The sequence below is a fragment of the Methylophaga sp. SB9B genome, from assembly GCF_004832235.1.
Lineage (GTDB): Bacteria > Pseudomonadota > Gammaproteobacteria > Nitrosococcales > Methylophagaceae > Methylophaga > Methylophaga muralis.
Genome location: NZ_SSXS01000001.1, coordinates 308,324 through 323,319 on the forward strand (window position 1 = coordinate 308,324; position 14,996 = coordinate 323,319).

Below are 14,996 nucleotides of genomic sequence, written 5' to 3' on the forward strand. Positions count from 1 at the left end.
TTCGTCAATTCATGCATGTCTACTTCAGAAACAATATCAAATGAGGGCATTTGGCTTCTCCCAATCTAATTAATTTTTAACTCGCCAGTCTACCATCAGCTTGCATGATGCCGAAATTCATCCACGTGATGATGCTGATTATGCATCTGTTGCAATCTGGCTTTAGCTACATGAGTGTAAATTTGCGTTGTTGATAAATCGGCATGCCCCAGTAACAACTGAACCACACGCAAATCGGCACCATGATTCAGCAAATGGGTGGCAAAAGCGTGGCGTAAAGTATGCGGCGACAGGGGTTTATCGATATGCGCCAGTTTGGCGTAACGTTTGATAATGTACCAGAATGCCTGCCGGGTCATTGAATGGCCACGACGGGTTGGAAATAAATCATCTGTCAGCTGACCTTGTAATAATTGAGGTCGACTTTCCAACAAATAAAGCTGTAACCAGTCCAATGCGGTTTCACCTAAAGGTACTAATCTCTCTTTATTGCCTTTACCAATGCAGCGTATTAAGCCCTGGCGCATATTGAGCTGTTCAAAGGTCAAGGCTACCAGCTCTGATACCCGTAACCCGGTGGCATATAAAACTTCCAGCATCGTTCTGTCACGCATACCCAAAGCACTTTCAGTATCGGGTTGGGCTAGCAGATTGATTACATCTTCTTCAGATAAACTGCCTGGCAGTGATTTGCCAAGTCTGGGAGATTCCAGCATTGCCGTAGGATCGGAATCACGAATGCTCTCTCGACATAAATAGCGATAAAAACGACGTAAACTGGATAATAAACGAGCATCACTGCGCACCTTTTTCCCGTCACGCATTCGTTGCTGCAGATAACGCTGGATATGCTCACGCTCGGCATTAACTAATGTCACATCCAATGGCTGTAACCAACTGGCGAACGCCACTAAATCATGTTGATACGCCGTTACCGTATTATCGCTAAGCCCCGATTCAAGCCATAAAGAATCAAGAAAACTTTGCAGATGACTCAGGTGTATATCACTAGGCTTTGTCATTGGATTGCTTCAGCTTTTCCATTGCACATATTTATGATTTCAAGCCACAAAAAAAGGACAAAGCTGAAATCAACTTTGTCCCTTTTATAATTCAACGGATCAGACGACCCGTAAAAATTACAATTTTTCTTTAATACGTGCTGCTTTACCAGTCAAATCACGCAGGTAGTAAAGTTTCGCACGGCGAACATCACCGCGGCGTTTCAATTCAACACTGGCGATAGTTGGGCTGTGTGCTTGAAAAACACGCTCTACACCAACACCGTTAGAGATTTTGCGAACAGTGAAAGCTGAATGCAAACCACGGTTACGTTTTGCGATAACAATGCCTTCAAAAGCCTGTTCACGCTCACGCTCACCTTCTTTAATACGAACTTTGACAACAATTGTGTCACCGGCAGAAAAATCCGGAATATCGCTTCTCAATTGTTCAGCGTTAAGCTGATCGATAATGTTACTCATTGTTTGCTCCCAACTAATCCTGCCCGCGCTCGGCAATAAATTCTTCCAATAAAGCAGCCTGTTCTGTTGTTAAAGTTATCAATTCCAACAAATCAGGTCGCCGTAACCATGTTCGTCCTAAGGACTGTTTGAGACGCCACTGACGTATTGCCTCATGATTCCCACCTAACAGTACGGCTGGCACTGTCTGGCCATTTAACTCTTCCGGGCGGGTGTAATGCGGATGGTCTAAAAGACCACTCATAAATGAATCCTGCTCTGCAGATTCAGCATCACCCAACACCCCCGGCAACAAACGGGCAATACCATCAATCATCACCATGGCTGCCAGCTCACCACCGCTGAGGACATAGTCACCAATCGACCATTCCTCATCAATTTCCTGTTCTACCAATCGCTCATCAATACCTTCGTAGCGACCAGCCAGCAGAATCATTGATTTACGTTTCGCCATTTGGCCTAACGCATGCTGATTCAGCTTTTGTCCCTGTGGTGATAAATAAATGACTTTTGCATCATCACCTAGCTGTTGTTTTGCAACCTTAATGGCCTCCAACAACGGACTAACTTTCATAACCATCCCGGGCCCGCCACCATAAGGTCGGTCATCCACGGTCTGATGTTTATCTGACGTAAATTCTCGCGGATTATGATAATTCAGGCTTAATTTGCCTTGTTTTACCGCCCGTCCTGTTACGCCGTATTCTGTTACCGCAGCAAACATCTCGGGAAACAATGAAATTACCGATAGCTGCATTTCATTGTTCAAAGATAGTCGGCTTGCCAATCAACCTGAATCTGTTTATTTTCCAGATCAACCTTCAATATGGTTCTTTCTAATACAAATGGAATCAGATATTGCGTATCCGCATCTGCTCCATTCACAACCAGGACATCATTAGCACCGGTTTCTAACAGGTGATCAACTATTCCCAGTTTTTCATTTTCCGTGTTAATAACTGTCAGGCCAACCAAGTCAGCCCAGTAATATTCATCTTCTTCAGTTTCAAGCAATTGCGAACGTTTAATCGCCAGCTCGGAACCGATTAAAGTCATGGCCTGGTTGCGATCAGTAACCTTTTCCAGACTCATGACCACCGCTTTGCCTTGCAACTGACCGCCATTTACTTCGATTGGAACCCAATCACCATGACGATGCACATAAAGCGGTTTGTATTCAAGGATATTGTCGCGAGGGTCGGTAAATGAAAATACTTTTACCCAGCCTTTTACGCCAAAAACTCCTGATATCTTCCCAACCGGGATAAATTCGCTGGCATCAGCCATCACGCGACTCCCGGGTAGAAATTAAGCAGCTTTTTGTGCTTGTTTGATCAGCTGAGCAACACGCTCAGAGGTTTGTGCACCTTGGCTGATCCAATGTTTAACGCGTTCTAAATCAATGCGTAATTCTTCTTCTTGGCCTTTAGCGATTGGGTTGAAAAAACCAACGCGCTCGATATAACGACCATCACGTTTGCTGCGTGAATCTGTTACGACAATGCCGTAGAAAGGACGCTTTTTAGCGCCGCCGCGTGTCATTCTAATTGTTACCATAAACCTACCCGTTGAAAATCTGGATGGAAAAATAGAGTTATTTTACGCACTTATCTTAGCTTTGCAAAGCTGTAAATACGATTGCCTTAAAATGGCATGCCACCACCGCCCATTGGCAGTTTTCCACCAAGGCCACGCATCATTTTAGCCATACCGCCTTTCTGACCCATTTTTTTCATCATTTTTTGCATTTGTGAGAACTGTTTCAGTAAGCGATTAACATCCTGAATCTGTGTTCCTGAGCCAGCTGCGATACGTTTTTTTCTTGAGCCTTTGATTAATTCAGGTCGACGACGCTCTTTGGGCGTCATCGAATTAATCATCGCTTCCATCTTAACCAGCTCTTTGTCATTGGCTTGGTTTTTAACTGAATCAGGCAACTGACCCATACCGGGCAATTTATCCATTAATGAAGTAAGTCCGCCCATTTTGCTCATTTGCTGCAATTGATCGCGAAAATCTTCGAAATCGAATCCTTTGCCTTTTTTGAGTTTATTGGCCAGTTTTTCGGCAGAACCAGCATCCATCTTGCGCTGCGCTTCTTCCACCAGGGAGAGCACGTCGCCCATACCGAGGATTCGAGAAACAATACGATCCGGATGGAATACTTCCAAAGCGGTTGTCTTTTCACCCACACCCATAAATTTAATGGGTTTTCCGGTGATATGGCGAATCGATAGAGCCGCACCACCGCGGGCATCGCCATCCGTTTTAGTTAATATCACGCCGGTCAGTGGCAACGCTTCGTTAAATGCCTTTGCGGTATTCGCGGCGTCCTGACCGGTCATGCTATCAACGGTAAACAAAGTTTCTGCTGGATTGATTGCTGCATGGATGCGTTTGATTTCACCCATCATGTCATCATCAATATGCAGACGACCTGCCGTATCAATAATCACCACATCGACATATTCGAGCTTGGCTTGTGCAACAGCAGCCTGAGCAATTGCAACCGGATCCTGACTGACATCACTGGGGAAGAACTTTGCTTCAACATCAATGGCCAGTGTTTTAAGCTGTTCTATCGCCGCTGGACGATAAACGTCAGCACTGGCGACCATTACCGATTTTTTATGTCTTTCTTTTAAGAATCTGGCCAGTTTTGCCACACTAGTGGTTTTACCTGCACCTTGCAGACCAGCCATAAGAATAACAACCGGCGGCTGACTGTTGAGATTAAGACTATTATCCTCATCGCCCATCACGGCGACCAGTTCGTCATTTACTATTTTGACAAAAACCTGGCCGGGAGTAAGGCTACGCATTACATCCTGCCCCATCGCGCGCTCTTTCACTTTTTCAATGAAATCGCGAACCACAGGTAAAGCTACGTCAGCTTCAAGCAAAGCCATACGCACTTCACGTAATGTTTCTTTTATATTGTCTTCAGTGATTCGACCTTGGCCACGCAGTTTTTTGAGGCTACCGGCGAGTCTGTCACTTAGGCTGTCAAACATAATGTATCCTGCATCGTTGGAGTCTGAAAATCAGTACTATCTAGATTGATAAGGCATTATAACTGATATGATATCCGGCGAAGCAGCTTATCGTTTATGATTAGGCCAGCAATTAATTGGATAACATAATTGGAACTTAAGGATCTCCCCTCATGGCCATTGCCAACGCATTAGCCTTCCTACTGTATTTAAGTAGCAGCGTTATTTTGATCCGTGACTTTGTCAAACGTGATCATAACGCCAATAAACTTGCCTTACCGATTGGTATATTGACCACATTGGCATTGCTGTTCCATGCCGCAGATATTTATTTCACCATGAAATTTGCACAAGGCTGGGATCTCAGTCTGATGAGCACATTGTCTATAGCCGCCTGGTTAATGGCATTTATTGCCATGCTAACAGGTTTACGTTCTCCTATTGCTCATCCGGGAATTGTAGTCTATCCATTGGTCGCTTTATGTCTGATGCTCAGAGTGGAAGCTCCGGGAAGTCAACGCGCACTCAGCGATCCCGCTTTAGAGTGGCACATTTTATTATCACTCACCGCGTATGCCTTACTTGCACTGGCGGCAATGCAATCCATCATTTTAGCGATTCAGGAAAGACATCTGCGTAATAAACATGCCGGTGGCTGGGTGCGCAAACTTCCACCACTGCAATCGATGGAAAAAGCTTTATTTCAATTGCTTTACGCTGGCTTCATATTGCTCACTTTAGGCTTGATTACCGGATTTGTGTTTGTAAATGATTTTATTGCTCAGCATGTAGCCCATAAAACGGTATTTTCCATTATTGCCTGGCTGGTTTTTGCTGCATTGCTGTGGGGTCGGCATCAATATGGTTGGCGTAGCCAGACAGCCGTAAAATGGACGTTATCCGGTTTCGGATTTTTGTTGCTGGCGTATGTTGGTAGCAAAATTATCCTTGAATTCCTAATACAAAGTTAAATAGATGCTGGAAAATACTTCTTTAATTGCACTGTTTCTAATCCTGTTTTGCCTCTTGGTTTTATCGGCGTTTTTTTCCAGCTCAGAAACAGCGTTGATGTCTTTAAACCGCTATCGCTTAAAGCATCTCGCTTCGCAAGGTCACCGTGGTGCAATGATTGCCAGTAGCCTGCTGGCCAGACCTGACCGACTAATTGGTCTGATCCTGCTAGGCAATAATTTCGTCAATATATTTGCCTCGGCCATAGCAACCGTAATCGGTATTAAATTGCTCGGTGAGAACGGTATTGTGGTGGCGACCTTTACCTTGACTCTAGTCATATTATTATTCGCTGAAGTCACCCCGAAAACATTAGCCGCCCTGCATCCTGAACGCGTTGCCTATCCGGCAAGTTTCGTTTTAAAGCCCCTGTTATTCATTCTCTACCCGCTAGTATGGTTTACCAGCATTATCACCAATCGATTACTGGGTTTATTTGGTGTATCACGAGAAGATGCCACCTCTACTGCCATTAATATTGAAGAATTACGAGTGGCGTTAATGGAGGCTGGCAGCATGATCCCAAATCGGCATAAAGATATGTTGATGAGTATTCTGGATCTTGAGCAAGTCACTGTGAATGACGTGATGGTGCCACGTAATGAAATCGAAGGAATCGATATCAATCAACCGTTCGCTGAAATCATCAAACAGTTGTCGCATTGCGGTTATACACGGCTGCCAGTTTACCGTGACAGTATGGATAACATAGTTGGCATATTGCATGTGCGGAAAGCCTTGAATCTGATGACACAGGATAATTTGAACCCGCAAACATTCCAAAGCATTGTCAAAGAAGCTTACTTCGTACCGGAAGGTACTCCCCTTAATACCCAGTTGATTCAGTTCCAACGTAAATTACGCCGAACGGGCTTGGTGGTGGATGAATATGGTGATTTGCTCGGATTGATTACTCTGGAAGATATTTTCAGGGAAATTGTGGGTGAATTCACCGCTAACACCATTGATGATGAAAAAGAAATTCATCCGCAAAGTGATGGCAGTTATCTTATTAATGGCTCAGCTAATATTCGCGAATTAAATCGGACTATGGATTGGGATTTGCCGACCGATGGCCCCAAAACCATTAATGGTCTGGTTTTAGAATATTTGGAAAGTATCCCTGATCCCGGTGTCAGCATACGGATCAACAGCTATATTATCGAAGTGATTCAAACTGCGGATAATGCCATAAGAACTGTGCGGCTTCGCCAAATACATCCAGCCATTGAGGCGGAGCAAATCTAAATTGGCTAATCTGCGGATACGATGCTTCGGCTTCTCAGATGCAGATCAACAACAACTGCAAGTATTTTTATCGCAATACAAGGCCTCATTAACGCCTCAATGGCGCTTCAGTCGTTTGGGACATGCAGTTCTATATTTTTATAACATCGATAATGCTGAAGGTCTAAAAGCCTGGCAACAACGTGACATCAATTTACTTAATATCTATTGCAGCCGTGGCAAAAGCCATCGTGAACCGAACCTGCTGCAAATAAAACTGCCATTGATGAGCAATAATGTATTTTCTGTTTTTGCTTTCGCTGAAAGACATTTCTCGCAATCTACTAAATTATCTCCTAACGGTTTTCATTTTCTACAATCGCCCGTCAGGTTAATTAATCCCAAATTATTCAGCATGTGGCTTGGCAATAAATGGTTTCGTTCGCAGGCCAAACCGGCAGCGGATCTTCCTGAGCTGCATTTACTCACCTCCATTGTTACTGACGAACGACGTGGAGAGATTATTACTGACCCTGCTTTATTAAAAATCTGGCTTTCTCAGCTTACCAATGACTTACCGCAACGACTGTCTATCCTATTGGTGAATTTGCAAGCGATTAAACAACAGCACATTTCTGAGAATCGCCAGATAAACCTGCTCGAGGTTTATTATCATGAATTGAATCGACTTTTGTTGAACCGTGACAGCAAAGTCATCGCCACGGCGACCAGTGCCAAAAAATCCACTTTTAAAAACCTGACTAATTTCAGTCAGACTTTACGTTGTTTAGCCGAGTTATATTTCACGTTGGCCGATAAACATTATCAACGTGGGGAACGTCCTGCAGATCAGCCCCGCTATCTGTTTTGTTTGAACCGAGGCAGCAGTCTGATTGCTTTACAAATTTTGCATGCTTATATGCATTATCGAACGGCACCAAAAGATTGCTGGTTACAGCTCAATCAATTGTTGGTGTATTTGGAAAAGGCCAAGGCAGTAGCTCTACAGCCCGAAATAACAACACTCGGCAAAACTGATAGCTTCGAACACATTTATAAACGTGTGGCCTTAACTGCAATTGCTGATCCCTATAGCTTATCGAAATTTGCTGTCAACCGGCTGTATGCCATGTTTGCAAATATGCTGGATAAGGTCGCCATTACGGTTATCCCGCCACAACAGCAAGTTATTGAGAATACTTTTCTGTTAACTGGTTATTTTTGTATAGAAGTTCAATCAGACCACGGCCCGAAAGCTTTAGTAAAAACCCCTCATTTAATTCGTGTTGTTGCGGACAACCGCATGTTGCAAACTCAAGATGTGTTGACCGTTCTCGGACAAAAACTCATCCCGACACGTAAACAGGAAAATACGCTGGATTTAAAACTGATTCGCCATGTTCTACCGCAGTTGGCTGCTAATTATCAACGTCAGTCTCCCAGAAAACAGCTCTCCGAATCCGGTAATATCGAAATTGTTTATGGTTTCCAAAACATAGTGGATTTTTTAAATGGAGCGACAACTGCTTTAAAGGCTGTTGTTGTAAACCATTCCGAGCAAGGCAGTCTGCTGCATATTGCTGACTGCAAAGACAGCATTGATGTAGACGAATTGATATTGCTCAAGATGCACAGCAAATTACAACTCGCCAGTATTTGTTGGTTTTGTAGTGATTGGCAAAACAACGGTCAGGCCGGCCTTAGCTTAATTGAAGGCGATCCAGAAATCGCCACATGTCAGCCTAAAATAGGGAATCTTTTATATCCGGGTTTACAACTAAATACGCAATCTCCAGCACTAATTACTCAGAAAGGTGTCTTTAGCCCTAGACGCCAACTGACGGTATTTAATGCTGACGGGAAAACTATGAACGTGGAAACCAAGGATCTGTTTTCAGCAACTTTGGACTATGAACGTTTCACCTATATCGTTAAAGCCGGTTCATAAACCCACTTAAATGGCTTATCATCTTCGTTATACACCCCTCTAAAGTACAGGATCCAAAGCATGCGCACCTTTATCAAACTGGTTATCGCCATAATCATCATTGCTATTGCGGCTCTCGCAGCACTTCCTTTTATTATTGATCCAAATGACTATAAAGATGAGATTGCGGCTCAGGTTGAAAAAGCCACCGGTCGTAAATTGACTTTACAAGGGGATATTGGCTTATCGGTATTTCCCTGGATCGCACTAGACCTCGGAGCATTATCATTAAGTAACGCCAGCGGTTTTAAAGCTGAATCGTTTGCCAGTGTACAGGGTGCTCAAATTCGCATAAAACTGATGCCTCTGCTGAAAAAACAGCTTGAAATGGACACCATTGTTCTGGATGGATTGTTGTTAAATCTGGAAACCAATGAAGAAGGCGTAACCAATTGGGATGATCTGACCAAAACTGAAGCTGAAACGGAGGAAGCTGCCTCACCTGCTGCAGAAAAACCGGCGAAAGAACCACGCCAAGGTCTGTCTGCTATAAACATCGCTGGGGTGAAATTAAGCAATGCCAATGTTTTATGGTCAGATGCCAGTAAAGATCAAAATTTCCAATTACGTAATCTCAATTTAGATACCGATCCATTGGTTCCGGGCAAACCTACTGCATTAACAACCTCTTTTGACTTAATTAGCACCAAACCGGATGTAAAAGCTCATATCAAAATCGATACCAAGGTAATCGTTGATTTAGACAAACAAATTTACGCATTGGAATCACTCAGATTCAATACCGTTGCCAACAGCAGTGGTATGCCATTGCAACGCGCCAACCTGAATCTTAGTGCCGATATAAACGCCAATATGGCCAGGGAAATAATTACCATCAATAATCTTGTCATGGATTTGCAAGCTACAGGCGCCGATCAAAAAATTGACGCCAAGTTAAGCGGTTTGGTCGAAGCTAATCTGGCAACACAACAACATCGTATTACCAATTTAGCCATTACAGGTGATGTCGAAAATGAACAGTTACCTGGCGGCAAAGCCAAGCTAGATGTGAATACCAATATCGTTGCCAACCTGGCTGACGAAACTTTCCAAGCCAGCGATCTGATTATTAAATTAGCAGACTTGACGATGAATGGTCGTCTGCAGGCCGAAAAAATTCTGTCTGACGATCTTGCATTTAACGGTAATGTACAAATCAAACCGTTTAATTTGCGTAAATTAGCCAGCGATCTAAAAATTGAGTTGCCCGAAATGGCGGATACCAGCACTTTGGAGCTGGTTCAATTGAGCAGCGAAATCAGTGGTAGCAAAGACTCCATCAACGCTAAAGACCTACAACTGACCCTCGATCAAAGTCAGGTTGCAGGCCAGTTTGGTATCAGTAATTTTGAAAAACCTGCCTACACATTCAATCTGAGCTTGGATCAAATTGACGCTGATCGCTATTTACCGCCAGTAAAAGAAAAAGAAACCAAGCCCGCGGGTGAAAAGTCTGCAAAAGAAGCAGCTACGCCAGCCACTGCCGCAGCAGCTGGTAGCAGTGATTTTCCGCTAGAAACCTTACGTGATATCAATGCTAAAGGCAGTTTCAAGATTGGCAAACTTAAAGCCAGCGGTATCAGCAGTGAAAACATTGTTATTACTGTTGATGCCAAAGATGGATTGATAAAGCTCAGTCCATTATCAGCGGAGTTATATCAGGGAAAGTACCAGGGTAATGTCAACCTTGATGCCCGTGGTGATGCGTTAAAACTTGCTGTGGATGAAAACCTGCAAGGTGTGCAGGCAGGACCATTATTAAATGATCTTACCGGTAATGACCGTATTTCCGGCACTGCCAATGCAAACGTAAAGCTTAATGGCAGCGGTAAAGACATTGATGCCATTAAACAAAGTCTGGCTGGTAACGGTGCATTTTCATTTACAGATGGTGCATTGAAAGGCATCAACATTGCTGAAGCGATCCGTCAGGCCAAGGCGGTTATTTCCGGTCAACGAGCCACTGAAGCAGCTGGACCTGTTCAAACTGATTTCAGCAGTTTGAAAGGCTCATTTACTGCAAAGGAAGGTATTGTTAACAATCAAGATCTTGAGCTGATGTCCCCATTGCTAAGAGTAACTGGTGCCGGCGATATTGATATTCCAAGAGAAGTTATTGATTATGCTGTCAGAGTTTCTGTAGTTGGTACGGCAGAAGGTCAAGGCGGCAGAGGTCTTGAGGATTTACGAGGCTTAACTATTCCAGTCAAAATCACCGGCAGCTTTGAAAACCCTCGACCTTCTGTTGATTTAGCATCTGTTTTAAAAGATCAGGCGACCGGTGAAATCAAGGCTAAGGCAGAAGAAAAACTAAAAGAAAAACTCGGTGAAGGTCTCGGTGGTTTATTAGGCGGTAAACTCGGTATCGAATCAAAATCAGCCACTCCAACAGATTCTGGTGCGGAAACGACCGAACAACCAGCTGCTGAAGATCAAACTGCAGAAGAGGCAGACGAATCTGAAGCTACACCTTCAGCTGAAGATCTACTTAAAGAACGGCTGAAAAAATTATTCTAATTACTACACTTCAGGCCGTGGTCTTGAGATTGGCCACGGCTTGTTTTTATTTTGACTCATAATACATTCAGTGAGCGTTTACTAGCCTGGTATGACCAATATGGTCGTAAAGATTTACCGTGGCAGAAAAACGCTACGGCTTATCATACCTGGCTATCAGAAGTGATGCTGCAGCAGACTCAGGTATCTACCGTTATCCCTTATTACCAACGTTTCATTGAGCGTTTTCCCGATATTAATGCTCTGGCAAATGCCAATGTTGACGAGGTACTTAGTCTTTGGTCAGGGCTGGGCTATTACGCACGAGGTCGCAATCTGCATAAAGCTGCAGTACAAATGCAGCAATTACATAATGCTAAGGTTCCACAAGATTTTGAGGCATTACTCGATTTACCCGGAATTGGACGCTCGACTGCAGGGGCAATTATGGCACTCGCCTATCATCAACCATTTCCTATTCTGGATGGTAATGTAAAACGTGTGCTGGCCCGCTATGATGCAATCACTATCTGGCCGGGTGAAAAAAAAGCTGAAACCGCTATGTGGCAACGTGCCGAACAATTATTGCCGACTAGTCGTATTGCCAATTATATTCAGGCGCAAATGGATTTAGGTGCCACCTTATGTACTCGTAGTCGTCCAGATTGCAAGCGATGTCCTTTACAAACTGATTGCCAGGCTTATGCATCAGGTGAACCGACTTTATTTCCGGTACGAAAAGTCAAAAAGCAGACACCATCGCGTCAGACTAACTGGTTTGTGTTTATCAATAAGGATAGACAGATATTATTAGAACAACGCCCAGAAAATGGGATCTGGGGAGGCTTATGGAGTTTCCCAGAAGGTGAAACTGCTGAGGCAGCAGATCATATTCTGCCAATAAAAAACATGAGTTTTGAATCAACAATACCTGTAATCAAACATGTTTTCAGTCATTTTAAATTATCCATACAGCCACTTATTTTCAGTGCTGATGCGAATAACGTCGTTGCTGAGAATAATCAGTACATCTGGGTTAAAATAGACCAAGCATTAACACTGGGCCTACCTGCTCCAGTTAAACAATTAATTGAATTCTTATCATCAACCGAGAGGATGCTATGACACGTACCGTGGATTGTGTAAAACTCAACAAAGAAGCAGAGGCGCTTGATTTTCCGCCTTATCCGGGTGAACTGGGTAAAAAAATCTATGAAAGCGTTTCAAAAGAAGCGTGGCAAATGTGGATAGCCCACCAAACCATGTTGATAAATGAATATCGCTTATCTCTGGCTGACCCAAAATCGCAAGCTTTTTTAAAGACCGAATTGGAGAAATTCTTCTTTGGTGAGGGTTCAGAAAAGCCAGCTGAATTTAAGCCACTTTAGCCTGTGTTAACAGCAAAATCGCGCACTTTGACCGCAAGACTGGCTCATTAATCGCAGTTAACTAAATTCAATAAACTGGCTTATTTTGTTCACCAAATCTCAAATAAAGATAATGTATTCAATGGTTAAGCGTTTTTGTTTATTATACTATTTCTAATAACAAAAAAATTTTGTTATCTCCAAAATAAATGTGACTTTTTGTTAAATTTTGGGCGTACAATGCGATTAACCCCTTTTTAAGGGGTAGTGTAAGCTGACTTAGGAGTTAAGTTAGCAGAAGATTTAAGATATTGAGGTTGATATGGCAGAGCAAGTTACAGGCACAGTGAAATGGTTCAATGACGCAAAAGGATTCGGCTTTATTGAACGCGCCGATGGTCCAGATGTATTTGTACATCACAGCGCGATTAAATCAGATGGTTTCAGAACTCTGAAAGAAGGCCAATCTGTCACGATGGAAGTGACACAAGGTCAGAAAGGTCCACAAGCGGAAAACGTTGTCCCTAGCTGATAACCAGATCCGATACAGACATGAAAAACCGGTTAAGTAATTAGCCGGTTTTTTTTGCTATGTTTGAATTAATTCAAATGTATAACTTGACGCTTGGCAACTTACACAGGCAATATCCAACGCCCATAGGAAAGGAATTTGGTTATGTCTTATCGCGGCAAATTTAGCGTTGTTTTAGTGACGCTTTCGCTTGCTTGCCTGATGGCCCCAGCACAAGCAGATTGGAAACAATTTCTGAGTGACTTCAGTAAATCCGGAACAGCTGTACTGAGCAATCAACAAGGTAGCGAGTTAAACACTGATACGATCGCCAAAGGCTTAAAAGAAGCTCTGGAAGTCGGCACAAGAAAAGCCGTTGAGAATGTTAGTAAGGAAGGCGGTTATCTGAATAATCCACAAATTCGTATTCCGTTGCCTCCCCGCGTACAACAAGCAGCTGGTCTTATGCGTCAGTTGGGTCTGAATAAAATTGCGGATGACTTTGAGCAAAGTATCAATCGCGCAGCAGAAAAAGCGGCCCCGCAAGCAACATCAATCATGATAGATGCGATTAAAAGCATGACCATCGACGATGCTCGTACCATTTTGAATGGTGAAAATGATGCCGCCACCCGTTTCTTTGAAGATCGCACCCGTACCAAACTCGCCGGTTTATTTGAACCAATCATCGATACTTCTTTGAATGAAGTTGGCGCGACCCGCTATTACAATCAACTTGACGATAAAGTCAGCTCATTGCCTGTAGTAGGACAAGATCTGAATCTCGATTTACCCGATTATGTAACGGGGCAGGCTCTCGATGGCTTATTTGTCATGCTGGCTCAGGAAGAACAAAAAATCCGTAACAATCCCGCCGCCCGTACCTCAGAAATTTTGCAGCAAGTTTTTGGCAGTAAATAGTGTTTTTGTCTACTAAGCAAAAACACTATGTAATAAAATAATCACAATAAAAATAAGGGAAACAACATGGCAAGAAATCACAACCTGAATCTCGCAAGTCAAGGCACCTCGTTAAAAGCACTTTTTACCGGTTATCTGGTTGTGGTGGCAGTGGGCTATCTAATGGCAATTGTTCAAATCCAGCTTACCCACGGTTTGGCTGATGGCAAATATGGTTTATCGATTGATGACATTGTTTACAGCTATTACGGGAATAGAAGCAACTCGTTACTTGAAAACAAATTACATGGTTCGATGAAACCGATGGCAACCGATGAGGAACGGGCTAAAATCATTAGTTGGGTTCATGCCGGTGCGACAGAAGATGCTTATGAAAATGACGGCATCAGACAAATCTTTGATGCCAAATGCATTATCTGTCATAACGCCGATGCAGGTGGTGCTGTGCCAGATTACTCTGATTTCAAACAGATTAAAGAACGTGCCGTTGTCGATACAGGTGCGAGTATTGCAGCACTTGCTCGTGTTTCGCATATTCACTTATTCGGTATTGCCTTTATCTTTATGTTTGTCGGCTTGATTTTCAGCTTGGCTTCGGGCGTGCCAAAACCATTAAAAGTCACAGTTATTTCTATGCCTTATATCTTTTTGTTAATCGATATCAGTGCTTGGTGGCTGACCAAACTCAATCCTAATTTTGCATGGTTTGTCATTATCGGTGGTGGAGCCATGGCGTTATCATTTGCCTTTATGTGGGTGGTATCAATGTACGAAATGTGGATCCTGCCGCGCTATCGTGAAGATAATCGAGATGCCTTACTCGACGAGTAGGCCATAACTGAAAAAGCCGCTGTCTTGTTATCAAGACAGCGGCTTTTTAGTATCTAAAGCAGGTAAATATTGCGTTAGTCGTTCTGCAAGGCTTCCAACTTTTCCCATTTTTCAAAAGCAGCTTCCAGCGATTTTTCCAAATCTGTCATCTGCGTTTGCACCTGTTTA

General features: G+C 43.3%; 15 protein-coding genes. 9 read left to right on the forward strand and 6 right to left on the reverse strand.

Annotated features, from left to right (window positions below; translation table 11 throughout):
• Positions 1-95: 95 nt before the first annotated feature.
• From xerD to ffh, 6 genes are all read right to left on the reverse strand, one after another.
• The gene (gene xerD, locus E8Q33_RS01535) at positions 96-1,022 is read right to left on the reverse strand and encodes a site-specific tyrosine recombinase XerD (RefSeq protein ID WP_136552352.1); all 927 of its coding nucleotides are present in this window, start codon (positions 1,020-1,022) and stop codon (positions 96-98) included.
• Positions 1,023-1,139: 117 nt separating this feature from the next.
• A complete protein-coding gene (gene rplS, locus E8Q33_RS01540) occupies positions 1,140-1,484 on the reverse strand; it encodes a 50S ribosomal protein L19 (RefSeq protein ID WP_069295780.1) in 345 nt (114 codons plus the stop codon).
• Between the two features lie 13 nt (positions 1,485-1,497).
• Positions 1,498-2,241: a tRNA (guanosine(37)-N1)-methyltransferase TrmD gene (trmD, locus tag E8Q33_RS01545; protein ID WP_069295795.1), complete on the reverse strand. Its 744-nt coding sequence runs from the start codon at positions 2,239-2,241 to the stop codon at positions 1,498-1,500.
• A gap of 8 nt (positions 2,242-2,249) precedes the next feature.
• Positions 2,250-2,771, reverse strand: coding sequence for a ribosome maturation factor RimM (rimM, locus tag E8Q33_RS01550; protein WP_136552354.1), 522 nt, complete (start codon positions 2,769-2,771; stop codon positions 2,250-2,252).
• A gap of 21 nt (positions 2,772-2,792) precedes the next feature.
• Positions 2,793-3,041: a 30S ribosomal protein S16 gene (gene rpsP, locus E8Q33_RS01555; protein WP_069295778.1), complete on the reverse strand. Its 249-nt coding sequence runs from the start codon at positions 3,039-3,041 to the stop codon at positions 2,793-2,795.
• Between the two features lie 86 nt (positions 3,042-3,127).
• The gene (ffh, locus tag E8Q33_RS01560) at positions 3,128-4,498 is read right to left on the reverse strand and encodes a signal recognition particle protein (protein ID WP_136552355.1); all 1,371 of its coding nucleotides are present in this window, start codon (positions 4,496-4,498) and stop codon (positions 3,128-3,130) included.
• A gap of 152 nt (positions 4,499-4,650) precedes the next feature.
• On the opposite strand from ffh, the gene E8Q33_RS01565 reads away from it, so the two are divergent.
• The 9 genes from E8Q33_RS01565 (at position 4,651) to E8Q33_RS01605 (ending at position 14,828) form a co-directional block, all read left to right on the forward strand.
• The gene (locus E8Q33_RS01565; RefSeq protein ID WP_069295776.1) at positions 4,651-5,448 is read left to right on the forward strand and encodes an inner membrane protein YpjD; all 798 of its coding nucleotides are present in this window, start codon (positions 4,651-4,653) and stop codon (positions 5,446-5,448) included.
• 4 nt (positions 5,449-5,452) lie between these two features.
• Positions 5,453-6,736, forward strand: coding sequence for an HlyC/CorC family transporter (locus E8Q33_RS01570; protein WP_069295775.1), 1,284 nt, complete (start codon positions 5,453-5,455; stop codon positions 6,734-6,736).
• Position 6,737: 1 nt separating this feature from the next.
• Positions 6,738-8,663: a hypothetical protein gene (locus E8Q33_RS01575; protein ID WP_136552357.1), complete on the forward strand. Its 1,926-nt coding sequence runs from the start codon at positions 6,738-6,740 to the stop codon at positions 8,661-8,663.
• Positions 8,664-8,723: 60 nt separating this feature from the next.
• Positions 8,724-11,219, forward strand: a complete 2,496-nt coding sequence (locus E8Q33_RS01580; RefSeq protein WP_136552358.1) for an AsmA family protein — start codon at positions 8,724-8,726, stop codon at positions 11,217-11,219.
• 51 nt (positions 11,220-11,270) lie between these two features.
• Entirely contained in the window at positions 11,271-12,323 is a 1,053-nt protein-coding gene (gene mutY / locus E8Q33_RS01585; protein WP_136552360.1) for an A/G-specific adenine glycosylase, read from the forward strand.
• On the forward strand, positions 12,320-12,586 hold the full coding sequence (locus E8Q33_RS01590; protein ID WP_136552362.1) for an oxidative damage protection protein: 267 nt from the start codon (positions 12,320-12,322) through the stop codon (positions 12,584-12,586). The genes mutY and E8Q33_RS01590 overlap by 4 nt, the downstream gene beginning before the upstream one ends.
• 301 nt (positions 12,587-12,887) lie before the next feature.
• Entirely contained in the window at positions 12,888-13,097 is a 210-nt protein-coding gene (locus E8Q33_RS01595; RefSeq protein ID WP_069295769.1) for a cold-shock protein, read from the forward strand.
• A 144-nt stretch (positions 13,098-13,241) separates the two neighbouring features.
• Positions 13,242-13,997 carry a DUF4197 domain-containing protein gene (locus E8Q33_RS01600; RefSeq protein WP_136552364.1) on the forward strand — a complete coding sequence of 252 codons (756 nt, stop codon included), beginning with the start codon at positions 13,242-13,244 and terminating at the stop codon, positions 13,995-13,997.
• A 66-nt stretch (positions 13,998-14,063) separates the two neighbouring features.
• Positions 14,064-14,828: an elongation factor-1 alpha gene (locus E8Q33_RS01605; RefSeq protein WP_136552366.1), complete on the forward strand. Its 765-nt coding sequence runs from the start codon at positions 14,064-14,066 to the stop codon at positions 14,826-14,828.
• Positions 14,829-14,996 lie beyond the last annotated feature (168 nt).